General features: G+C 68.9%; 19 protein-coding genes and 1 pseudogene. 6 read left to right on the forward strand and 14 right to left on the reverse strand.

From position 1 onward, the window contains the following. Window positions 1–7: 7 nt before the first annotated feature. The 3 genes from ACZ5XZ_RS28875 to ACZ5XZ_RS28885 form a co-directional block, all read right to left on the reverse strand. Window positions 8–904: a DUF1918 domain-containing protein gene (locus ACZ5XZ_RS28875; protein ID WP_430980227.1), complete on the reverse strand. Its 897-nt coding sequence runs from the start codon at window positions 902–904 to the stop codon at window positions 8–10. A gap of 236 nt (window positions 905–1,140) precedes the next feature. Next, entirely contained in the window at window positions 1,141–1,611 is a 471-nt protein-coding gene (locus ACZ5XZ_RS28880; RefSeq protein ID WP_468983104.1) for an Hsp20/alpha crystallin family protein, read from the reverse strand. Window positions 1,612–1,821: 210 nt separating this feature from the next. Further along, the gene (locus ACZ5XZ_RS28885) at window positions 1,822–3,282 is read right to left on the reverse strand and encodes an AAA family ATPase (protein ID WP_468983107.1); all 1,461 of its coding nucleotides are present in this window, start codon (window positions 3,280–3,282) and stop codon (window positions 1,822–1,824) included. Between the two features lie 232 nt (window positions 3,283–3,514). Between ACZ5XZ_RS28885 and ACZ5XZ_RS28890 the strand changes: the two genes are divergently transcribed. Continuing rightward, on the forward strand, window positions 3,515–4,393 hold the full coding sequence (locus ACZ5XZ_RS28890; protein WP_468983315.1) for a universal stress protein: 879 nt from the start codon (window positions 3,515–3,517) through the stop codon (window positions 4,391–4,393). Between the two features lie 108 nt (window positions 4,394–4,501). Here ACZ5XZ_RS28890 and ACZ5XZ_RS28895 read toward each other — a convergent pair whose 3' ends face one another. Next, window positions 4,502–5,491, reverse strand: a complete 990-nt coding sequence (locus ACZ5XZ_RS28895) for an Acg family FMN-binding oxidoreductase (RefSeq protein WP_468983110.1) — start codon at window positions 5,489–5,491, stop codon at window positions 4,502–4,504. A 228-nt stretch (window positions 5,492–5,719) separates the two neighbouring features. On the opposite strand from ACZ5XZ_RS28895, the gene ACZ5XZ_RS28900 reads away from it, so the two are divergent. Together ACZ5XZ_RS28900 and ACZ5XZ_RS28905 are read left to right on the forward strand one after the other, a co-directional pair. Then, a complete protein-coding gene (locus tag ACZ5XZ_RS28900; RefSeq protein ID WP_468983112.1) occupies window positions 5,720–6,409 on the forward strand; it encodes a CBS domain-containing protein in 690 nt (229 codons plus the stop codon). Next, a complete protein-coding gene (locus ACZ5XZ_RS28905; protein WP_468983115.1) occupies window positions 6,406–7,275 on the forward strand; it encodes a universal stress protein in 870 nt (289 codons plus the stop codon). Before ACZ5XZ_RS28900 ends, ACZ5XZ_RS28905 begins: the two co-directional genes overlap by 4 nt. A 55-nt stretch (window positions 7,276–7,330) precedes the next feature. Here ACZ5XZ_RS28905 and ACZ5XZ_RS28910 read toward each other — a convergent pair whose 3' ends face one another. Then, on the reverse strand, window positions 7,331–8,767 hold the full coding sequence (locus ACZ5XZ_RS28910; protein ID WP_468983117.1) for an MBL fold metallo-hydrolase RNA specificity domain-containing protein: 1,437 nt from the start codon (window positions 8,765–8,767) through the stop codon (window positions 7,331–7,333). Between the two features lie 271 nt (window positions 8,768–9,038). Between ACZ5XZ_RS28910 and ACZ5XZ_RS28915 the strand changes: the two genes are divergently transcribed. Next, window positions 9,039–9,752: a helix-turn-helix domain-containing protein gene (locus ACZ5XZ_RS28915; protein ID WP_468983120.1), complete on the forward strand. Its 714-nt coding sequence runs from the start codon at window positions 9,039–9,041 to the stop codon at window positions 9,750–9,752. Here the strand turns inward: ACZ5XZ_RS28915 and ACZ5XZ_RS28920 are convergent. The 8 genes and pseudogenes from ACZ5XZ_RS28920 to ACZ5XZ_RS28955 form a co-directional block, all read right to left on the reverse strand. Continuing rightward, window positions 9,744–10,277, reverse strand: coding sequence for a CBS domain-containing protein (locus ACZ5XZ_RS28920; protein ID WP_468983122.1), 534 nt, complete (start codon window positions 10,275–10,277; stop codon window positions 9,744–9,746). The genes ACZ5XZ_RS28915 and ACZ5XZ_RS28920 overlap by 9 nt on opposite strands. Before the next feature lie 104 nt (window positions 10,278–10,381). Beyond that, a complete protein-coding gene (locus ACZ5XZ_RS28925) occupies window positions 10,382–11,260 on the reverse strand; it encodes a universal stress protein (protein ID WP_468983123.1) in 879 nt (292 codons plus the stop codon). A 157-nt stretch (window positions 11,261–11,417) separates the two neighbouring features. Continuing rightward, complete coding sequence (locus ACZ5XZ_RS28930) at window positions 11,418–11,879, reverse strand: Crp/Fnr family transcriptional regulator (RefSeq protein WP_468983125.1); 462 nt, start codon at window positions 11,877–11,879, stop codon at window positions 11,418–11,420. Window positions 11,880–12,135: 256 nt separating this feature from the next. Beyond that, entirely contained in the window at window positions 12,136–12,594 is a 459-nt protein-coding gene (locus tag ACZ5XZ_RS28935; protein ID WP_468983127.1) for a universal stress protein, read from the reverse strand. Window positions 12,595–12,931: 337 nt separating this feature from the next. Beyond that, window positions 12,932–13,588 carry a potassium channel family protein gene (locus ACZ5XZ_RS28940; protein ID WP_468983129.1) on the reverse strand — a complete coding sequence of 219 codons (657 nt, stop codon included), beginning with the start codon at window positions 13,586–13,588 and terminating at the stop codon, window positions 12,932–12,934. Further along, complete coding sequence (locus ACZ5XZ_RS28945; RefSeq protein WP_468983132.1) at window positions 13,585–14,244, reverse strand: potassium channel family protein; 660 nt, start codon at window positions 14,242–14,244, stop codon at window positions 13,585–13,587. Before ACZ5XZ_RS28945 ends, ACZ5XZ_RS28940 begins: the two co-directional genes overlap by 4 nt. Then, window positions 14,241–16,889: a cation-translocating P-type ATPase gene (locus tag ACZ5XZ_RS28950; protein ID WP_468983135.1), complete on the reverse strand. Its 2,649-nt coding sequence runs from the start codon at window positions 16,887–16,889 to the stop codon at window positions 14,241–14,243. Before ACZ5XZ_RS28950 ends, ACZ5XZ_RS28945 begins: the two co-directional genes overlap by 4 nt. A gap of 23 nt (window positions 16,890–16,912) precedes the next feature. Then, window positions 16,913–17,095, reverse strand: a pseudogene (locus ACZ5XZ_RS28955) (hypothetical protein); the annotation flags it as partial. Between the two features lie 364 nt (window positions 17,096–17,459). On the opposite strand from ACZ5XZ_RS28955, the gene ACZ5XZ_RS28960 reads away from it, so the two are divergent. Next, a complete protein-coding gene (locus ACZ5XZ_RS28960; protein WP_468983138.1) occupies window positions 17,460–18,317 on the forward strand; it encodes a universal stress protein in 858 nt (285 codons plus the stop codon). An 18-nt stretch (window positions 18,318–18,335) separates the two neighbouring features. Here ACZ5XZ_RS28960 and ACZ5XZ_RS28965 read toward each other — a convergent pair whose 3' ends face one another. Beyond that, the gene (locus ACZ5XZ_RS28965; RefSeq protein ID WP_468983140.1) at window positions 18,336–19,223 is read right to left on the reverse strand and encodes a universal stress protein; all 888 of its coding nucleotides are present in this window, start codon (window positions 19,221–19,223) and stop codon (window positions 18,336–18,338) included. Window positions 19,224–19,597: 374 nt separating this feature from the next. Here ACZ5XZ_RS28965 and acsA point away from each other — a divergent pair, with 374 nt between their 5' ends. Then, entirely contained in the window at window positions 19,598–21,388 is a 1,791-nt protein-coding gene (gene acsA / locus ACZ5XZ_RS28970) for an acetate--CoA ligase (protein ID WP_468983143.1), read from the forward strand. Window positions 21,389–21,416: the final 28 nt, after the last annotated feature.

The raw sequence follows: 21,416 nt of genomic DNA on the forward strand, positions 1-21,416 counted from the left end.
CTGTCGATCAGTCGGTACGAATGCGCCGCCCCGTCAGGCGCGTGGGCTCGATCAGCACCCACAGTGGGCGCTCACCTCCCGCCCAGGGCCTGGAGTAGGCCCGATCGGCCAGTCGTCGCACCGCGTCGGACTCGGTGACGGCCTGGGCCCGGCCGAGGGCGAGTACGCTCCACCCCCCGCTCATGGCCTCGTCCACATGATCGACCTCGAACGCGACATCAGTTCCCACGGCCGCTGCCGCAACGGCGCCGGGCGCCGTCCGGAAGACGATCGCTCCGTCGACGACCTCGTAATTGACCGGGACCACCGCCAGCCCGTCCGGTGTCGATACGGCGATGCGTCCCACGCCGTGCGTGGCGAGCCGGTCCCGGCACTCGTCGGCACTGAGCTCCCGCAGCTCGGGGTGGTACGCGGCCTGGCCCTGTCCGGGCGGGAGATCGACCCCGCCGCCGCGCAGGCGAGCCACTGTGGTCCCCAGCGCGCCGGCCAGGCTTGTGAGCGAGGCGAGATTCGGGTTTGCCGGCCGCTCCTCGACGTACGCGAGGTAGGTCGTGGCCATGCCGGCGCGCTCGGCCAGCTCCGCGCGGGTGAGCCGCTGCCGCCTGCGTTCGTGGGCGACGCGACGGCCAATGTCGCCGGGGTCGAGCGGCCGGTGGGACGGCTCCGCGGTTTCGGACGCCGGCTCAGCCGGTGCGGGCTGCTTGCCTTCTGCCGGGTGTTCGAGATGGTGGATGTGCGCGTCGGGTCCGGGGTACACAAGCGTCACGTCATTCGTATCCGACCAGCGCACCTCGTAGGGAGGCGTTCCGTCGTCGTGATGCAGTCCGACGATTTCGCCGTCCCGCCTGGTCGCGCCGGTGGCCGGACTTTCGACAACGAGTTGATCTCCGATGTGGGCGCGCATGGTCATCACCGCTCTCCGCATCACCGCTTGCCGGTTCTGCGCTCTCCTCCAACGTGTCACAGTGGCGCGTCGACGGCATGGGGCCCAGAAGCCCAGTTACGAGGGCCGAACGGACCAGAGGGGCGTTGCCGCCGCCCACAAGCCGCTCGGCGCGACCAGAAATGCCGGCCGCACCAGTTGCGCGAAGGAACGGCGGCCTTTGAGCCTGTCCAGGCAGAGGCCAACACCCGATGAGCTCAGCCCTTGATCTCGATGTGGCGCGGCTTGGCTGCCTGGGCCTTGGGGATGGTCACCGTGAGGACTCCGTCGGAGAGGGCCGCTTGGACCTCTTCCGCCTTCACGTCGGCGGGCAGCAAGGCCCGGTACTCGAAGCGCCCAGTGGGGCGTCCCCGACGCCGCAGCACGCCTTCCCGTTCGCGTTCCTTGAGCTCTCCCGAGATGCGCAGGTCGTGCTCGGTGATCTCGACGTCGATGTCCTCACGCTTCATGCCCGGCAGTTCGCATTCGACCTTGTACGTGTCGTCGGTCTCGTGCATGTCTGCCAGTGGAGCCCAGGTCATCCTCTCGATCGAAGACGGCGTGAGCGAAAGCGACTCCATGAACCGGTTCATTCTCTCGAACAGGTCCTCGAACTCAGCTGTCGGCTCCTGCCAGGGGAAACCTCGCTCCAGCAGACCGCCGTGGCGGTGTCGTATGGGCAGATTCATCGCGGTTCACCTCCGCGAATGGACGGCGTTGTGGTCCCGCTACTTCCATGCTGGCCACTGTCAGCGCAGCCAGCACCTCGGCCGCCTCGCTGTCCTGGCGTCCGGCCGGCCCCACCCCCCCGAGGGCCTCGCCACCGTGCGACAGGCGGAGACCTCCCTGAAGGGAAGGTGGGGCACTTCGTCACTCATCGTGATACAGCCTGTCGACGTCTACCAGGTACACCTCGCCTCTGGTCTCCGCCGCCCGCAGTTCCGGGCCGAATCCGCTCGCGCTGTAGCAGGCCGGGACGGCCTGGCTGGTGTCCTCGCCCGAGGCAGCGAGGAGGGACAGCAGATGGCGCAGCTGTTCCAAGTGGTGGATGTCCATGGTTTCGTTCCAGCGGGCGAGCCCACCGAGAGCAGGACCCCCGGCCAGCCACCGACCGCCCCCCTGACCACCACCTCGGCATCGAGCCGGGTGTGCCGCGCAGGATCGGGGACGGTGCCGCGTGCCGCGGTGCGGGATTCTCCTCCGAAGGCTGTCGAGGGAGCGTACTGCGCGGCCCACTCGCGGCACAGCTGGGCAAAATGCGGTGCGGCCACCGCGGAGTCGAACGTGGTGCGCACCCGCCGCCACACGCCGGCAGCGTCCTCCTGCTCGAACGAGACACGGTGTGGCCAGGCAACCGCATGCTCGAAGGCCAGGAGCGGCTCCGCGATGCGGTATCGCGTCAGCCCCTGCCGGAACGCGTCGGGCTCGCCGTGCAGCAGCCCGTGACTCTGCATCACCGCAAGGACGTGGGACACGTCGTTCAGTGAGGCTCCGAGGTGCTCGGCGATCCCGCCGGCGGTGGAGCAGCGGCCGACGACCGCTACCAGCACGGAGTGGAACAGGGCCCGGTCGGCATGGTCCAGCTCGCCTTCCAGCAGGTGACGAGCCTCCCAGAACAGGGGTACCCGTGGGTTGAGGACAGTTCTGCACACCCAGGCGTCGAAGTCCTCGGGACCAGCCGGGACGTCGTCACACACGAGGTCGCCCCGGTAGGCGGGAGTGCCCCCCACAATCGCGTGCACCTGCACGGCAAGTCTGGGGTCCTGTATCCCCCAGAAACTCGCCGCCTTCCGGAAGTCGAAGGGCTGCACCACGAGTTTCAAGGAGGCGAGGCCGTGCAAAGGCGAGGGCCCGGAGAAGAGCCTCCCCATAACGGCTGGACTGCCTCCGCTGAGGATCAACCGCGGCCGGCTGTTCTGGTGCGCCCGGTGCAGACGGCGGTAGGCCCCGTAAAGGACAGAGGGGAGCGCTGGGCTGTGTCCGACAACGTCGGGGAAGTCGTCGATGACGACGGGGACTGGCTGCCGGTCCCCCAGCGCGAGCAGCGCTTCCACAGCCTCCTCCCACCGGTGCCAACACGGCGGATGCGCGGCTCCGGTGTACTCGGCGAGGCGGTCCGCGAGGCGGCGCAACGACTCGGCTTCAGCCGCTGCCTGACCATCGAAGTAAAAGCCACCGGTAGCCCGGATCAGGGCCTCCAGGAGGAAGGTCTTGCCGTGCCGGCGCTGTCCCGAGACCAAGCCGAGTGTGGCTCCTGGATGCGGATCGCACGCGAACTCCACAAGCTGCGCCCACTCGGACTCCCGGTCGAATATCCGGTCAGGCTTGGCCGGGTGAGCAGCGGCGTCCGAAAGCGACACGGACCGCTCCCCTCGTTCGGTGGCCGATGACATCGTTGTGCGTCAGTACACATCCGGTGGTGGACTCATGCTCTGCCCGCTGGTCCGTCCGGGCTACGGCCGGAACGGTTCCCCGGCCATGTGGCGGCGGTGTACGGCTGGGGGGAACCTGGCAGGTGGAGTCACGCCACCACCGTTGGCGCCTGGTGTGACGGGTGGTCGCACGCGGTACACGGCGGGATGGGAGTCGATGATGAGTGGCCCGGTAGTGGTGGGGTTCGATAGCTCGGCATCGAGCTTCGCCGCAGTGGAGACAGCAGCGCACGAGGCGCAGCTGCGCGGGGTGGGGCTGCGAGTGGTGCACGCGTTCACCTGGCCGTCCCGGCAGACGCCGCTCGGCCGATCGAGGCTGGGACCGGCCGAAGCCGGGCTGCACGACTTGGCCGAACACATCGTGGCCGAGGCGGTGGAATACGCGCAGCACGTGGAACCGGAGGTAGAGGTTGCCCACACCATCGTCATCGACGATCCGCTCACGGTGCTGGAAGCCCAGTCACACGGCGCGGAGCTGATCGTGGTCGGCAGCCGTGGCCTCGGTAGTTTCGCCGGGCTACTGGTGGGGTCGACGGCCGTGCACCTCGCGGCTCACAGCCGGTGCCCCGCAATGGTGGTCCGGGGCCGGCCGGAGCCCGAAGGCCCGGTCCTCTTGGCGGTCGACGGCTCTCCAGAGGGCGAGGAGGCCGTCTCCTTCGCGTTTGCCGAGGCTTCACTGCGGGAGGCGGGGCTGCTCGCACTGCACGTGTGGAACACCTGGACCGACCGTGCCTACGAGGGGCCAGGCGATCCATTGAACATGGTGGTGGACATCGACCGGCTCCGCGACGAGGAGGAGCGGATTCTCGCCGAGGCATTGTCGGGCCATCGGGCCAGGTATCCGGAGGTCACCGTGCACCAGCGCTCGGTACGGTCGCGCATTCGTCCGGCCCTGATCGAAGCGAGCCGCAGCGCCCAACTGCTGGTGGTGGGAGCGCGTGGCCGCGGCGGCTTCGCCGGCCTTCTGCTGGGCTCCGTCAGTCAGGCCGTCCTGCATCACGCACACTGCCCCGTCACCGTGGTCCGCGCCCCGCAGTGAACACGCCAATGACGCCGCGGGACACCTGGCGAGCCGTTCGTTGCAGGGTGTGCCGATCGTGCACCTCTCCGCAGGTCCGCCATGGCGTCGCGCTCGGCTGACGTCCCTTCACGGCTTGATCGTCAGTACCTGGTCCACGGGCCGGCGCGGAGTGCGCGGCCCCTGCGGGCCGTACCCCAGGCGCAGGATCATGTGCACATGGCCGGTTCCGGAGACCGGCTCGCGCAGGATCCAGCGCAGGTCCGGCCATTCGACGACCTGAGCAGCAAAGGAGCTGACGAGTCCTTGGAGTGTGGCTACGAGCAGGAGGCGCTCCAAGGCCTGGCCCGCGCGGAGCCAATCGGCCGGACCATCACTCGCGGTGCTGAGTGACGCCAGCTGGGGGCAGCGCTCGAAGTCCGCGTACGCGCGGCCCGGCACCGGGCGCCGGCCGGCGAAATCCCGGGTAGGGGCCGAGCCGCCACGTTTCACGGGGCCGAAGGCGTAGTCAGGAACGCCGTCGGCGGGCTCCTCTGGAGATGTGTCGTGGGTCCATCGGCGCTGTTCGCTCTCGCGGGCGGCGTCCATGCGGTTGTACCCCTCGGCATGCACGATCAGATCGAGCACGGTCTCGCGGTGCGGGGTGGTGAGAAAGGTCAGCCGTGCTCCTTCTCCGGCGGCGGCCGCGGTCAGGGCGGCGCGGACGTTCTCCGGTATCTGGCGTTCCGAGAACGGGAACCTGCTGGTGTGCCGGTCGCGGATCGCGGGATAGAGGTTGGGGAGGGGTTCGTCCACGTGCTCGTGGGGATCGTCCAGCCGCATGGTGGCCAGGAGCGCCGGGGCACTCGGGTCGGGCAGGAGGGTCGTCGACGTGCGATGCCCGGCATGCGCGGCGCCGACGCGCAGGTTCAGCAGTGCGGCGCCGCAGCCCAGGTGCAGACCGCGGGTCGTGGGGTCGGCCTGCGGCATGGCGCGTTCGAGGTCTGCGGAGAGCGTGAAGGTGCGGCTGTGGCGGGCGTAGCTGAAGTGCCAAGGCTGGGCGTTGTGCATGGACGGCGCGGTGACAGCATCGGCCACCAGGCCTTTGACCAACGTGTCATCGAGGGTCTGGATGAGCACCAGGAGCCTCCCGTCCGGGCCAGAAAGCCGATCGATGGACGCCTTCAGCGTGGTGGGAGGTTTCTTCCCGCATCAGGGGCCATAGGTCCCCCGACGCAGGCCAACCGGTCCTTTCGGGCCTGCCGGCCATCTGAAGGGGCCGAGTGGCTCATGCCGGGACAGCCGCCGCTCAGATCACCCTTGAGCTGTGGGGCAACGCGCCGACCGCCGTGCTGAAAGGAGCCGGAGATGGAGCACCGCACGATAAGCGAGCTCATGACCAAGAAGGTCGTGAGCGTTCAACTCGATACGCCGTTCAAGGACATCGCGCAGATTCTCGCCGACAACGCGGTGAGCGCCGTACCGGTGCTCGACAGCCTCGGCAGACCGGCCGGAATCGTCTCGGAGGCCGATCTGCTGCGGAAGGCGGCCGACCAGTCCGATCTCTCCGGCAGGATGCCGTTGCCGCATCTTGAGGCATGGGAACGGGCCCGGGCCGAGGGTCGCACCGCCGGCGAGCTCATGTCGGCTCCTGCGGTGTGCGCGCATCCGGAGTGGACCGTTGTGGAGGCGGCGCGCCTGATGGAGGTGCAGAACGTGAAGCGCCTCCCCGTGGTCGATGAGACGGATGCCCTGCTGGGCATCGTCAGCCGCAGCGACCTGCTGCGTGTCTTTCTGCGCAAGGACAAAGCAATCCAGGAGGAGATCGCGCGGGAGGTCATCGGGCGCACTGCGCGTATCGGGGCCGCTGGTGTGACCGCCGAGGTCGTGCAGGGGCAGGTGGCACTGCACGGTTCGGTGGAGGATCCCCTGCTGATTCCGGTTCTGGTGCGGATGTGCGCCAGCGTCGACGGCGTCGTCTCGGTCGCCGAGGACCTGAAGCCGGCCAGGACTGTCAGCCCTGTCAGCCCTGTCGAAGGGGGCCGAGCACGGTCATGAAGGACCTCGTCACCGTCGGTCTGGACGGCACCCTGCAGTCGCTGTCCGCGGCCGTGTGGGCGGCGCGGGAGGCGGAGCTTCGTCAGGCTCGGCTTCGACTGCTGCACGCCTGGATCCTGCTCGCTCTGGAACCGACCGGCGCCCCCGCAGAGGAGGCGGAGCAGAACTACTGGCCGTACCGAATCATCGACGAGGCCCGTGCGGCGGTCCGGTCGTCCCACCCGGGTCTTCCCGTGGACGTGAGCCTGGTGCGCAACGACCCCTTGGACGCCCTTGTCGAGTTCGCTGAGCAATCAGATCTGCTGGTTCTCGGATCACGGGGCCTGGGTGCCGCTGCCCGCTTCACTCTGGGGGAAGTAGGCCTGGAGCTGGTGACCCGCATTGCTGTCCCTACGGTTCTGGTCCGTGCCCGGCAGGACGTTCCTGGCGGTGGCGCGAGCCGGAGGGTGACCGTCGGTGTGGGTCTGCACGCCGCTTGCGAAGGGTTGCTCGCGTTCGCCTTCGAGACCGCAGCACGGCGGGCGATCCCGCTTCATGCTGTACACGGAAGGCACTTCCCCTCATACGCCTACAACCGCGGTGGCGGTGTGGAGCGCAGTGCCGCGGAACAGGCGGCACAAGACGCACGCTACGAGCTGGCTGCGGCGTTGCGTCCATGGCGGGAGAAGTTCCCCGACGTTCGTGTGGACGAGGAGGTGGTGATGGAGAGTCCGGCGTCCGCCCTGCTGCACAGCAGCGCGAACACCGAGCTCCTGGTCGTCGGCCGTCGACACAAGGGGCGCGTACTGCCTTCACGTATCGGCCACGTCGTCCAAGCAGCCGTCCACCATGCCCCGTGTCCGGTAGCCATCGTTCCACACGACTGAAACCGGCCGTCGCAGCGCACTCCCGCTTGTTGCGGAGGGGGCGCGACTCATCGCCTCATCCACGCACGAGTATGTGCTCTCCTGAACGGGGAACCACCGCGTTCCATCCCAAGGCGTGGTCGATCCGGTCCCGGAGTGCGGCTGATCCTTCCGGCTCGCCGTGCACGAGGTAGGTGACATGCGGCGGTGAGGCACCGCGCAGCCATTCCAGAAGCTGCTTTTGGTCAGCGTGCGCAGAGAAATGCGGCACATCGGCGACCTCGGCCCGCACCGGTACGTACTCGCCGAACATCTTCAGCGCGCGTGCCCCGTCGACCAGGTCCCGCGACCGGGTGCCCACTGCGGCGAACCCGACGATCACCACGGTGTTCCGCGGGTCGGGAAGACGTTTGCGCAGGTGGTGGAGGACCCGGCCACCCGTGGCCATGCCGGATGCGGAGACGATGACAGCGGGTCCGTGGGTGTGATTGATGTCGATCGATTCCTGCACCGATCGGGCGGCGAGAAAGGGCTCGGGGGCCAGCGCCGCGCCGCCTGCGGAACGGATTTCGGGCCGCAGCTCCGGGGCTTGCTGCCGGATCGCCTCCGTATAGACATCCAATGCGGCCAGTGCCATCGGGCTGTCCACGTAGACCGGTACCGCGGCGGGCAGTTTGCCGCTCGCACGCAGTTCGGCGAGTTCGTGGAGGACCACCTCGGTACGGTCGACCGCGAACGCCGGGATGACCACCGATCCACCCCGCCGGAGGGTGCGTGCCAGAACCTCGGCAAAAATCTCGCGGCCTTCCTCCCCTTGATGACGGCGGTTGCCGTAGGTGGACTCGAGCAGGAGGACGTCTGCGCCGGAGAACGGCTCTGGCGGCCGTAGCAGCGGGTGCCCCGGGCGCCCGAGGTCGCCGCTGACGGCCAGCGTATGGCCGTCCTCCAGCGTGAGGCGCGCCCAGGAGGCGCCGAGGATGTGTCCGGCCGGGTGCAGGGTGAGCCGTGTCCCGGACGCAATGTCGATCTGCTCGTGGAAGGGCACGGAGACGAAGAGGCTCATCGTGCGTTCGGCGTCGTCGCTGGTGTAGAGGGGCCGGGCCGGACGGTGCTTGGACCAGCCGTGCTCGTTGGCGTGAGCGGCCTGCTCTTCCTGCAGACGGGCGCTGTCGCGCAGCACGATCCCGGCGAGCCGCGCCGTGTTGGCCGTTGCGAAGACGGGCCCGCGGAAGCCATGGCGGACCAGCCTCGGCAGATAACCGCAATGGTCGAGGTGCGCATGGGTCAGCACCACCGCGTGGACGGCGTCCGCGTCGCACGGCAGCCGGCGCCAGTTCCGACGCCGCAGTTCGGCGATTCCTTGGAACAGTCCGCAGTCCACCATGACCCGGGCGTGATCGCTCTCGACCAGGAACTTGCTGCCGGTGACCGTGCCCACGCCACCGAGAAATGTCAGCAGAGCCGGTCGCAGCCGAGCGGCAGGAGCAGCGGACGACAGGGCCGAGAGGGTCATGGCGATACCTCCTGCCGCTGAGGGCACGGTACGTCGTCTTCAACCGTCCCATCTTCGGTGTCCGTGCAGATGGGGCCGGTGCACCTTACGTAGGGGCCGACCGGCCCATGTTCCAGCCCCGCGCGCGGCCGGAGGCTGGGGCATGACGGCACCTCGTCCGCTTCGTGCACGGCGAGGGCGACCTTGAACGCATGCGTCCGTCGCGAGCCCGGAGCGGTCCTCTCGGGACGAGGTCCCGCCCCCTCCGGGATCACAAAGGGATGTGGACACGATGACGAACCACGAGACCGGCTCCGGCTCGGAAACCGCCTGGACGGGCAGTGACCTGGGGCGGCGGGTCACGTTCCGCAGGCAGGAGCTGGGACTGACCCGTGAGGAGGTCGCCACCCGGGCCGCTGCCTCGCCGGGGTACCTCCAGTACGTGGAGGAGAGTGCTGCCGAACCAGACGTCGGATTCCTGCTGCGGCTCGCCGGTGCGCTGGATACCACGGTGTCCGAGCTGGTGGGAGGAACGATGGCCCTGCCGGCGGGATTCGGAAAGGCCGCGGCTCATCCCGAGGTTCTGGTTCTCAGCCCCGCGGAGTGCCGCGAGCGGCTGTCCTCTCATGGTGTCGGCCGAATAGCGGTGACCCTCGAAGATGCACCGGCCATCTTTCCGGTGAACTACACCGTCGCAGATGAGTTGATCGCCTACCGCACCGCTCCGGAAGCCGGGCCGGCCGCGGCAGCCGGCCAAGAGGTGGCTCTGGAGGTCGATCACATAGATGACGCCTTCAGTCAGGGGTGGAGCGTCCTGGTGGTGGGGCGCGCCCACGTGGTCACCAACTCCTACGAGTCCCGTCGATTGGAGGAGCACGCGCACACCGCCCCCTGGGTCGGAGACGGCCGCCACCAGTGGATCGCGATTCATCCGACTCGGATCACCGGCCGTTGGATCCGGGTCATGGGTACCCACGCGTCATCGAAAGCGACGTCGTCATGGTGAGGATTCCGTGCGGTGAGGGTTCGTCGTGATGGTGGGGATTGATTGTCCCGGCGCAGGGGTGCGCCGGGACACTTCGTCTGCTGGGGGAGGCCGCCCGGGTGGCCCGGGCGGCTCGGCCAGCGCGCACCACGAGAGGGGCTCCAGCAGCTCGCCGATGCGCCGCGACACGTCCATCAGCAGGTCGTCCAGCGCCACCAGGCCCGTGACCCGGCCCCTCTCCACCACGGGGAGCCTGCGGACGCCCGCCCGGCGCATGGTGTGGTATGCCTCGTCGACGTCGTCGCCCGCCTGGACGGTGATGGCCGGGGCCGTCATCACATCGGCGACGGGTGCGGTCGTGCGCATCCCCACAGCGAGCCCCCGCACGGTCAGGTCCCGGTCGGTGACGACCCCGATGGCCGTCTCGCCGGACACCACGACCACGCACCCCACGGTGCGCTCCCGCATCCGCTGCGCCGTCTCTGCCAGCGTGGCGGCGGATGAGACCGTCACCGCCGGTGTCCGCATCACGTCACGGACTCGCATGGGTGTCCTCCCTCTAAGGCATGGCGAGGACACCGCGAGGAGGAGCCTGGGACACCACGGCAAAGGTGCCCGCTCCGCCCCCGGATGCCGCGCCGACGGGTCCTTCACACCGACTGCGGCACGACCGCCACAGGACACGCCGCATGATGCAGAGCGGCGTGCGCCACCCGCCCCAGCTGCAGCCCAAGATGGCCCTGCCGGCGTTGCGCTCCGATCACCAGCAGATCCGCGGCGGCGGAGCGGTGCACCAGCACCTTGTGCGCCGGCCCCTCGACCGCGGCACGGCGTACCCGCACCGCCGGATGCTCGCCGGATTCCTCATCGATCCCCTCGCTCAGTGCGGCCGACGCGCGCTCCGCGTGGTATCGCTCCGGATCTCCAGCGAGCAGCGGATGGTCGGCGGTCTCGTGCGCGGGGCAGCGCCAGGCACGTATGGCATCGAGTGCGCAGCCACGAGCCTCGGCCTCCCGGAAGGCGAACCGCACTGCTTCCGAGCCTTTGGCGGAGTCACCGACGCCAAACAGTATGCGCTCGTGTGTGCCTTCCAGTCCCGCCTTGTCACCGCGCACGACGATCACCGGGCAGTGGGCTCGGGCTGCCACAGCGAGACCCACCGAGCCCAGCAACAGACCGGTGAACGCTCCGCGTCCACGCGACCCCACGATCACCGCGGACGCGCTCTGTCCCTCCCGCAGCAGCATGGTCTCCGGGTCGTCGCCCAGAACCTGCGTGGCGACGTCGAGGTCCGCGTGCCGCAGTGCGGCACGTTCAGCCGCGGCACCGACGATGTTGTCGGCGAGCACCTGTCCGGCAGGACGTTCGAGGTTCAGCACGAGCGCCGTCCCCTCGTAACGCTCCCAGCGGGAGGCGTACACCAGACGCAGCGGCAGGTCGTGGAGCGCGGCCTCGTCCGCCGCCCAGTCGAGCGCGCGGAAACTCCCGTCCGAACCGTCCACGCCGACGACCAGGGGGCCCACCATCATCCCCACCGCCTCTCAGATCACTGCAGAAGTGCCTTCTCCGTCAACGTCGCACGGTGAGCCGTCGGACAGCAGGGCCGGAAGGAACCGCGCGGTGGGGCCGCTCGGCTCTCATGAAGCGGTCGTCGGGGCACGCCGTCATCGCGGGGCACGGGCCTCTTCACTGCGGGGCCGGCATGGTGCTCGCCCCAGGGGCGCACATGTCGAGCAGACGAAGCCGCGTGGCCTGAAGCCGACGGGCGACCACGTCGAGGACCCGGCGGGTCACGGCCAGGCCGAGGACCGGGTCCGCTTCGCACAGCGCGCGTACCCCCGTCGCATCGAATTCGTATGCCCGCACGGGGGTGAATGCCTCCGCGCCCATCCGCCAGGCGTACGGGGGCAGCAACCATGACCATCCCAGCAGGTCGCCGTGCCCCAGCGACTCGACGACCGCCGGCCGCCGGCCTGCCACCTGAATGTCGAGATAGACCGAACCCGTGCGGACGATCCAGAACCTGTCGGCGGGCTGGCCTTCTTCGAAGATCCGCGTCCCCTCCGGGAACGACACCTCGCTGGCGAAGCCCATCAGACGTTCGCGTCCGTCGGGAGGAAGCACGTGGAGCAATGGCGTAGTGGTCATGGCTGTCTCTCCCGGGTCCCGGCCGGCGACGTGCGGCCGCCGGCCTTGCCTTGGCGGCCATCACCAGCCTGCCCACGCGGACGATGACCGGGGCAGGGGCTGTTCGGAGCAATGTGGTGGGCCGAAAGGCCCCAGGACAGGGGATGCAACGGGCCGGACAGCCACCGCGATTTTCGGAGAACACAAGGAAGGACCGGTTCTGCAGCGCCACGGTGCGCAAGAGGAACCGTCGGACTCCCTGCTCACCCGCCGGTTCTCACCGGTCCCGCCCCCGGACAACGACGACCGGACACGGAGCGTGCTGGGTGCAGTGCTGGCTGACCGATCCCAGCAGCGCCCCGCTGAAGCCACCATGCCCGCGGCTGCCGACGACCAGAAGAGAGGCGTCCCGCGCAGCGTCCAGCAGCACCGCAGCGGCCGTTCCGTACGCCACGGTTGCCTTGACCCGCGAAGCGTCGCCCGTCTTCACGACCTCCCTGATGGCGTCGTCGAGTGCTTGGCCCGCCCACACCTTCATGTCCCCCGCGATGGACTGCGGCGCATCGAGCCAGCCGATCGAGCCGTACAGCGGCGGGTACTCCCAGGCGATCACCGCGTTGACGCCGCAGTGGGTCAGCTCCGCCTGACGTACTGCCCAGCGCAGGGCCTCTTTGGAGGATTCCGATCCATCGACCCCGACGACGATGCGACCGCTCTCCGTCGGTTGGCTGCTCATGGCTACCTCCGCGATGCGACATCCGGCCGGCGCTCCCGGCACCGCCGTGCGCGCTCGTGCTCTCCCACCAGCTTCCGACGCACCGGTGCCTCGCGCATGAGGAGGCGGTCCACGGCGCCTGCCCTCCGGGCGCACAGAGGCGAGGAGGACTGCCCACTTCTCGCGGGCCCTGATTGCGCGGTGCACGGTTTCGCTCCGCTGCTCCGCGTCTCCATGTCCTCCTCGTCACCTTCAGTAAAGCTCACACCGACACTGCAGAGGAGAACCGATCGGGCTCCGGCTAGGGGCCGACCGGCCCCATTTTCAGCCGCGGACCATCCCGCCGCCCCCGTGCCGCTCACTGGAAGGCTGCTTGGACGTCCTGCTCCGTCGCGTGGTGGGACACCAGCAGAACCTCGTCGCCCGGGCGCAATCGCATGTCCGGATCGGGAGCGGTCGGCCGACCGTCGCGTATCACGGTTGCGATGACGGTCCCGTTGGGCAGTCCGATGCCCGAGAGCGTGGCGCCCGCCGTGCGCGACCGCGAGGTGATCACGGTCTCTATCACCTCGACGCCTGCCTTGCTCAGGCGCAGCAGCGCGACGGTGTCGGTCGCTCCGGTGGCCTCCTCGATCAGGGAGATGAGAGGAGTGGCGGCGGGGACAGCGATGTCCACGCCCCAGTGGGAAGTGAACATCCAGGCGTTTTCTCCATCGTTGACCCTGGCCGCGACCCGGGGCACGGCGAACTGTCGCTTTGCCAGAAGGCTGATGACGAGGTTGTCGTCGTCCCGCCCCGTCGCGGCAATGATCAGATCGGCACCGCGGACGCCCGCGGCCTCCAGGAAGTCGGGAGCGCAGGCGTCTCCCACCCTCATGGGCACGGGAATGCTGCCGCTGATTTCGGCGACCCGGTCGGGGTCGATGTCGATGAGGGTGACGTCGTTGTGGGCGGCGGCCAGGACCTGCGCGATCTGCGTGCCCAGGCGGCCCGCGCCGGCGATGAGCGCTCTCATGTTCCCCACTCCTTGTTCAGGAAGCCACGGAGCCGGCTCAGGGCGGTCGCGTCCACGGCGAAGGTGACCAGGTCGTCGGGCTCGGCCGGTGTGCTGTGCACGGGAAGGAACGAGCGTCCCGCTCGGGTCACTTCGACGACGCGGATCTCGCCGTCGACGTCGAATTCTGACAGCCGCCGTCCGTTGAGATACGGCGGAAGCGGGGAGCGCACGAGGAGGGTCTCCCCGTTGCCGAAGGCGAATTCGGGCGACAGTTCGCGGTGCAGCAGCATCTGGTGGATCCGCGAGACCGTCCACCGCACGGTGGCGACGGTCGGGATGCCGAGTTCTCGGTAGATGTCGGCGCGTCGGGGATCGTAGATGCGAGCCATGACCGAGGGTACGCGGTAGGTCTCCTTGGCGGTCCGTGCACTGACGATGTTGGTGTTGTCGCTGGACGTGACGGCGACAAAAGCGTCGGCCTCCTCGATGCCCGACGCTTCCAGGGTCGGCCGGCTGAAGGCATTGCCGGTACGGAAGCGACCGGGGAAGCCTGGAGGCAGCTGGCTCTGTGCCCGCGAGTCGTGATCAATGAGCCGTACGTCGTGCTTCTCTGCCGACAGCCGTACGGCGAGCGCGGCGCCTGTCCGACCGCACCCGGCGATGAGCACTTTCATGGCGGTCCTCCTTGGGCTGTGGCGGTGCGTCGGCGCAGCCACGCCTTGCGCCCTTCGTCGGCAGCCAGCAGAAGCGCGCCGAATGCGGTCAGCACCGCCCAGTCGGCGGCGTTCAACGGTGCGGTGTGGAAGACCTCCTGCAAGGGCGGGAGATAGCTGATCACCGCCATCATGGCGATGCCGAAGGCACCTGCGGCCAGCAACCAAGGGTTGCTGAGCAGTCCGGCTCGGGCAATGCCCTCGCGTTCGGTGCGCACCGCGAGCGCGTTGAAGAACTGGCTCACCACGATCCCTGCCTGCACCAGCGTGATGGCTTTGCGGTAGGTGGGGTCGTCGGACGTGAAGTCGGCGTACGGCACGCCGGCGGCGTTGATGTGCCAGAAGAACACCGCGCACACTCCTGCGGCCTGGATGCCGCCGAGGAACAGAATGCGGCCCAGCACAGCGGGGGAGAAGAGCGGTTCGCGCGGTGGCCTTGGCGGGCGGTCCATCACGTCGCGTTCGGGTGGTTCGGCTCCGAGCGCCAAAGCGGGCAGCACATCGGATCCCAGGTCGATCGCGAGGATCTGCACCGCCGTGATGGGGACGAGGGGGAAGCCCACGAACGTGGCGGCGAGGATGGGGACGAGTTCGGCGATGTTGTGACTGAAGAGGTAGATGAGAAACTTCCGGATGTTCCGGTAGACCGCTCGGCCGAGGCGAACGGCGGTGGCGATGGAGGCGAATGAATCGTCCAGCAGGACCATCACCGCGGCTTCCCGCGCCACGTCGGTGCCGGAGGCGCCCATGGCCACGCCGATGTCCGCGTGTTTGAGTGCGGGCGCGTCGTTCGCACCGTCACCGGTGACCGCGACCACCTCGCCGCGCCGCTGCAAGGCGGTGACCACCCGCATTTTGTGTTCGGGGCTCACTCGGCAGAGCAGAAGCTCGCCGGAGCGGGCGAGCAGGGCCTCCAGGCCGGCGGCATCCAGTCCGTCCAGTTCGGTCCCGGTCACCACGATCGGGTGCGGGTGTCGCACGATGCCGACACGGCGGGCGACCGCTTCGGCGGTCAGTGGGTGGTCGCCTGTGAGCATGATGATGCGGATGCCTGCCCGGCGACAGGAGGAGACCGCCGAACTGACCTCGGGCCTGGGCGGATCGAGCATGCCGGCCAAACCCAGAAAGGTCAGCCGTGACTCCGCCTCCTGACGTCCTGGCTGCGGCGCGGACACCGAGCGCCGCGCCACTGCCAGGACCCGCAGGCCTTGGGAAGCAAGTTCGTCATCCGCCCTGTCGACCACCTTGCGGCAGGGCTCGTCGAGCGGCCTGATGCGGCCCTGCCACGCGATGTCGCTACAGCACGCGAGGACCGCTCGGGAGGCCCCTTTGACGTGGACCTCGTAGCCGCCTGACGAGGTCCCGTTCACTGTCACTGTGCTCATCAGCTTCCGGGTGGCGTCGAATGGGTACTCCGCGGTCCGGGGTGCCTCGGCTTCGTCCATCGCCAGATCCACCCCCGCCTTGACGGCAGCGACCAGCAGGGCACCTTCGGTGGTGTCCCCCAGGACCCGCCAGCGCTCGCCTCCCTGCGGTCGGAGAAGCCGGGCGTTGCTGCATCGCACGGCGCTGAGCAGCAACTGCTGGACGCCTGCGGGCTCCTGGACCTCTCCTACGGGCGCATACCCCACCCCTGATACGAGGTGGAACCTGCCACCGGCCCAGATCCGCGCGACGGTCATTTCCGCCTGGGTGAGGGTGCCGGTCTTGTCCGTGCACACCACGGTGGTGGACCCGAGTGCCTCGACTGCCAGCAACTTCTTCACCAGGGCATGACAGCGTGCCATGCGTCGCACCCCGATCGCCAGGGACACCGACAGGGTGGCCGGCAGCCCTTCCGGTACGAGGGCGACCATCACTCCGAGTGCGAAGACGAAGGACCCTGCCACGCTCTCCCCCGCAGGCAGGCGCACGGCGAACAGCAGCCCACCGATCGCCAGGGCCGTGCCGGCTACGCGGCGAGCCATGGCGGCGACCTGGTGCTGGAGCGGGGTCTTCTGCCGTGGGGCAGCCGCGGCCAGTTTGAAAATGCGTCCGAACTCGGTGGCGGGTCCGGTAGCGAACGTCACGGCCCGGGCAGTTCCCGAAATGACGTCGGTGCCCATGAAGACACAGTTGCGGGCCCGGAGCGGCGGGCCCGCGACAGCCGGTTCCGCGCTACGGATCACGGGGGCACTCTCGCCCGTCAGTGCCGCGTTGTTCACGGTGAGGTCATGGGCCTCTACCAGGCGGCAGTCCGCAGGCACCGCGTCCCCGGATTCCAGGAGCACCACGTCCCCGGGAACCATCTCGACAACCGCGACGTCACTTGGCTCCCCTGCCCGTAGTACGCGGCATCTGTGCGGGACCATCGCCTGCAGGGACTGAGAGGTGCGTTCGGCGGAGTACTCCTGGGCGAAACCGATGGAGGCGTTCAGCACCACGACGCACAGAATCGCGACGGCGAGTTGCAAGGTGCCGGTGTCCTGGGGGCGACCCACCAGGTAGATGAGGAAGGTGGTTGCGGACGCAAGGAGCAGCAGCAAGGCGAAGAGGTCGGTGAACTGGGCGGCGATCTGGCGCCACGCGCCCCGGCGGGGGAATGCGGGAATTCGTTCCGCCCCCATCGTGCGCGTCGCCGTGTCGCCTCCTCGACGGTGAGACCTCCTGGTGAGGTCTTCAACGCCTCCCAGAGACCGGCGGACGACAGCTGCTGGACCTCGGCCGGTCCGGTGGTGGGCGCCCCCGGTGCAGTGTCCTTCTCACGGGGAGCGCGCGCACGGATGCGAACCGGCATGACCGCCCGCCTACGGCCTCGGCTTGCATCCGGCATGCGTGCCACGCGGTGCGCCTTGCCCACGGGACGAGGTGCTCCATGACGGCGAGAGCCGGCTCAGGTCTCCGGCCGACGAGACGGCCGGTCTGCGTGCTTGCCGCGTCATGGCACCTCCTCGCTGCGGACGTTCCTGCTCCTCCAGGCTCACCTGATGCGGGGCGGGAAAACGATGGGCCGAAGGTCCCCGAAACAGGCCGGCCTGTCGCACCTGCCCGAGACGAGTACAGCCGCGTCGCCGGTATCCCGGCGAGCCACATGTCCCTTGGTGTGCCCGATCGGCCCATGGGACCGCTCCAGTGCTGCCCCGATGCTGGTAACGACGAAGGTTGCACCCTCAGCCCTGACTGCGCGGAGGTGCGTCATGGGCGGCTCTGTTGTCGTAGGACTGGACGGGACCGGGAGCAGTGTCCCAGCAGTGCGCTGGGGCGCCGAGGAAGCAGCAGCCCGAGGCCTCTCGCTTCACCTCCTGCATTCCTGGGTCTCCCAGCCCCGGAACATCCCCGTCGCTCAGGAAGCCGCGAGCAAGAGGCGTTACGGAGCCGAGGTGCTCGACGCCGCCGAGGCCACGGCGCTGGAACTCCATCCGGGCATATCGGTGACGACCGAACAGGTCGCCGAGCACGCGGTGGATGTGTTGGTGGACCGCAGTGGGCAGGCCGCGCTACTGGTGCTCGGTTCACGCGGGCACGGCGCCATCGCCGGCTTCCTGCTCGGCTCGATCAGCCTGCAGGTTCTGGGCCACGCACAGTGCCCGGTCGTCACCGTGCGCGACGGCGAAGCCGCTGCCTACGGGAAGCCCGAGATCGTGGTCGGCACCCAGGAGGCCGGGACCCACGGTGAGGCAGTGTTGGAATTCGCGTTCGCGGCCGCTGAGGCCCATCATGCGAGCGTGCGCGCCGTACGGGCTTGGGAACCCCCGGTCATGGACGTCGTCCCCACCGCCCCCATTCCTTCGCCGGAGGACGACGAGGCCGCGGCCGGTGAAGAGAGGAAGCTCGCTGACGTCCTGGCGCCGTGGCGGGCCAAGTTCCCCGCCGTCCACGTCATCGAGCATGTGCAGCGGGGCAGAGTCGCACCGGTACTACTGGGGGCCTGCTCGCAAGCGGGTCTACTGGTGGTCGGGCGTCGAATGGAGCGCATACCGATGCTTCTCGGTCCCGTCATATTCGCCGTTCTGCATCATTCCTCGTGCCCGGTCGCGGTCGTGCCACGAATCTGAGTTCCGCCGTCACGGCGATCAGGGATGCCCAGCCGGGCGCGGGACGGTGACGATCGGGCACTGTGCGTGGTGCAGAACCCCCTGACTCACCGAGCCCAGAAGCATCCCGGCGAAGCCACCCAGCCCCCGAGTGCCCGTCACCAGTGCGAGGGCGTGCCGCGATTCCCGGACCAGGACTTCCACAGGGTGACCTGTCGCCACCTCATGGTGCAGGTCGACGTCCGGATGGCTTTGCTGTCGCCCCGCGACCGCTTCGTAGAGCACCGACCGGCACTCCCCCAGCGCCGCGTCTTCGTCGAGAACGCCGAGCAGCGGACGCTGCCACATCGACACGGCGCGCAGCCGGGCGCGTCGCAGCGCGGCCTCTTCAAACGCGAAGTCCACGGCGGCTTGCGAAGCCGTGCTGCCGTCGACACCGACGACGAGGAACGGGTTCTCCTCAAGGGCGTGCTCCCATTCCCGTACCACCACCACGGGGCACCGCGCATGGGCCATCACGGGAAGCGCCACGGACGTGGAGGTGAAGAGTTCCTGCCGGGCCGAGAGGAAACGAGTGCCGAGCACGATCATCGCCGCTCGCTCGCCCTGCTCGCGCAGAACCCAGGAAGGTTCGCCCTCGGCCAGCAGACCGCTGACGGAAAGGTTCGGATGACGCGACTCGGCAAAGGCGACAGCCTCGGCGAGGGTGTTCTCCGCCGTCCCGCGCTCGGCGTGCCGCCACTGCTGCCAGGAGGGCAGATGGCCTTCGGCACCTGCCGGTGTGGGCATTCCGTGTGCGTGTACCACTACGAGCGGCAGGCGCCGACGCTCCGCCTCGTCCGCGGCCCAGGCCAGTGGCACTCGGTAGTGAACATGGGATTCCACGCCGACGACGACCGGACGGTTTGCTCTGGAAGGTGTCGTCATGTGGACTACCGCAGCTTTCTCGACTTTGCAGCGGGGACTTGCCGGACCAGCGTCCGGCAAGTCGGCCGCGTGCGCCGCTCATCGCTTCGGCATGAGGTCAAGCAGCACTCCGACCGTCACCGCTCTCCCTACGACAGCAGCCTATCCGAGAGCACCATATTCAGCTTTATGTAGACATACGCACAAATGAGAAACAAGGTCGGTACGCAAAGGAGAGCCTCGTGGCCCGCACAGCGCCAGCCTGAGGGGCGAGTGCGAGAGTGCGCCTCGACCACGCCCGGTCCTACCGGCCCGGGCTCGGGCCCTTCGGCCCAATGCAGAAGTGCCGCTCCTGGACGACCGTGGAAGGAGGCCCCGCGCCGAAGGGAACCGCCATGGTCTGGGACACGATCCGCAAGGATGCCGCCGCGGCGCGCGCCACCCCCAACCTCACCGACTACGACCGGGCGCGGGACGAATTCACCTGGTCGCGGGCGAGGGATGCCTTGACAGGGCTTCCCAGCGGCGGGCTGAACATGGCGTACGAGGCCGTCGACCGGCACGCGGCCACTCAGAGCGACAAGGTGGCCCTGCGCTGCATCGGACGTGACGACTCACTTACCTCCGTCACCTACGCCGAGCTGAAGCGCCGCACGGCGCGCTTCGCTCAGGTGCTGCGGTCACTCGGTGTGGGCCGCGGTGACCGGGTCTTCACGCTGCTCGGCCGCTGCCCCGAGCTGTACACGACCGTACTGGGCACGCTGAAGAACACCAGCGTCCTGTGCCCGCTCTTCTCCGCGTTCGGCCCCGACCCGGCAGCGCAGCGTCTCCAGCTCGGTGACGGGCGGGTGCTGGTGACCACGGCGGATCTGTACCGCCGCAAGATCGCCGACCGCCGGGCTGAACTGCCCGGCCTGGACTACGTCCTGATCGTGGGACCAGGAGCCGAAGACCGGCCGGAAGTGTCCTCGTTCGACGCCTTGATGGCCGCCGCCCCGGACAGCTTCAGCGTCCCTCCCACACCACCGGAAACGCCTGCCCTGCTGCACTTCACCAGCGGGACCACCGGCGCCCCCAAAGGGGCGGTCCACGTGCACGATGCCGTCGTCGCCCACCACGCCACCGCTGCCACCGCACTCGATCTGCACCCCGATGACGTCTACTGGTGCACCGCCGATCCCGGTTGGGTCACTGGTATGTCGTACGGCATCATCGCCCCGCTCGCTCACGGGGTGACGCTCGTGGTCGACGAGGGAGACTTTGACACCAGGCGCTGGTACCGGATTCTCGCCGAGCAGCGGGTAACCGTCTGGTACACGGCGCCCACCGCGCTCCGCATGCTGATGCGCGCGACGCCGCGGCAGGGACCGCACGACCTGCCGGCTTCCTATGACCTGTCGGCGCTGCGCTTCATCGCCTCGGTCGGTGAACCCCTCAACCCCGAGGCCATCGTGTGGGGCCAGGAGGTTCTCGGGCTGCCCATCCACGACAACTGGTGGCAGACGGAGACCGGCTGCATCATGATCGCCAATTATGCGGCGTGCGAGATCCGGCCAGGCTCGATGGGACGTCCGCTGCCCGGCATGGAAGCGGCGGTCCTGAAGCGTGCTGAGGACGGCCGTGCCCTGGTGGCCGACGGCCGGGTGACCGTTCTGGAACAGCCGGACGAGGAAGGGGAACTGGCCCTGCGTCCGGGATGGCCATCGATGTTCCGCGGGTACCTGCATGACGAGCGGCGCTACGCGGCTGCCTTCGCCGACGGCTGGTACCTGACGGGAGACCTGGTCAGGCGGGACAAGGACGGCTGGTACTGGTTCGTCGGCCGGGCCGATGACGTCATCAAGTCGGCGGGCCACCTGATCGGGCCGTTCGAGGTGGAGAGCGCACTGATGGAACATCCGGCCGTGGCCGAGGCCGGAGTGATCGGCCGGCCCGACCCCGTCGCCGGGAACGTGGTCAAGGCATTCGTGTCGCTGCGCCCGGGAAACTCCGCGACGCCGGCGCTGAAGCGCGAATTGCTGGGCTTTGCCCGTCGGCGGCTCGGCCCCGCCGTTGCTCCCAAAGAGATCGACTTCGAACAGAACCTGCCCAAGACCCGCAGCGGCAAGGTGATGCGGCGTCTGCTGCGTTCCCGCGAACTCGGCCTGCCTGCCGGCGACCTCTCCACCCTGGAGGAATCGGCATGAGCACTTCCCGCACAACCCGTAGCCGCCG

Source organism: Streptomyces sp. NPDC033270 (assembly GCF_055576575.1).

Coding starts and splice junctions, on each gene's coding strand:
- ACZ5XZ_RS28875 (WP_430980227.1), bottom strand. CDS start 904: ATGCGCGCCCACATCGGAGATCAACTCGTTGTCGAAAGTCCGGCCACC.
- ACZ5XZ_RS28880 (WP_468983104.1), bottom strand. CDS start 1,611: ATGAATCTGCCCATACGACACCGCCACGGCGGTCTGCTGGAGCGAGGT.
- ACZ5XZ_RS28890 (WP_468983315.1), top strand. CDS start 3,515: ATGAGTGGCCCGGTAGTGGTGGGGTTCGATAGCTCGGCATCGAGCTTC.
- ACZ5XZ_RS28900 (WP_468983112.1), top strand. CDS start 5,720: ATGGAGCACCGCACGATAAGCGAGCTCATGACCAAGAAGGTCGTGAGC.
- ACZ5XZ_RS28905 (WP_468983115.1), top strand. CDS start 6,406: ATGAAGGACCTCGTCACCGTCGGTCTGGACGGCACCCTGCAGTCGCTG.
- ACZ5XZ_RS28910 (WP_468983117.1), bottom strand. CDS start 8,767: ATGACCCTCTCGGCCCTGTCGTCCGCTGCTCCTGCCGCTCGGCTGCGA.
- ACZ5XZ_RS28915 (WP_468983120.1), top strand. CDS start 9,039: ATGACGAACCACGAGACCGGCTCCGGCTCGGAAACCGCCTGGACGGGC.
- ACZ5XZ_RS28920 (WP_468983122.1), bottom strand. CDS start 10,277: ATGCGAGTCCGTGACGTGATGCGGACACCGGCGGTGACGGTCTCATCC.
- ACZ5XZ_RS28925 (WP_468983123.1), bottom strand. CDS start 11,260: ATGATGGTGGGCCCCCTGGTCGTCGGCGTGGACGGTTCGGACGGGAGT.
- ACZ5XZ_RS28930 (WP_468983125.1), bottom strand. CDS start 11,879: ATGACCACTACGCCATTGCTCCACGTGCTTCCTCCCGACGGACGCGAA.
- ACZ5XZ_RS28935 (WP_468983127.1), bottom strand. CDS start 12,594: ATGAGCAGCCAACCGACGGAGAGCGGTCGCATCGTCGTCGGGGTCGAT.
- ACZ5XZ_RS28940 (WP_468983129.1), bottom strand. CDS start 13,588: ATGAGAGCGCTCATCGCCGGCGCGGGCCGCCTGGGCACGCAGATCGCG.
- ACZ5XZ_RS28945 (WP_468983132.1), bottom strand. CDS start 14,244: ATGAAAGTGCTCATCGCCGGGTGCGGTCGGACAGGCGCCGCGCTCGCC.
- ACZ5XZ_RS28950 (WP_468983135.1), bottom strand. CDS start 16,889: ATGGGGGCGGAACGAATTCCCGCATTCCCCCGCCGGGGCGCGTGGCGC.
- ACZ5XZ_RS28960 (WP_468983138.1), top strand. CDS start 17,460: ATGGGCGGCTCTGTTGTCGTAGGACTGGACGGGACCGGGAGCAGTGTC.
- ACZ5XZ_RS28965 (WP_468983140.1), bottom strand. CDS start 19,223: ATGACGACACCTTCCAGAGCAAACCGTCCGGTCGTCGTCGGCGTGGAA.
- acsA (WP_468983143.1), top strand. CDS start 19,598: ATGGTCTGGGACACGATCCGCAAGGATGCCGCCGCGGCGCGCGCCACC.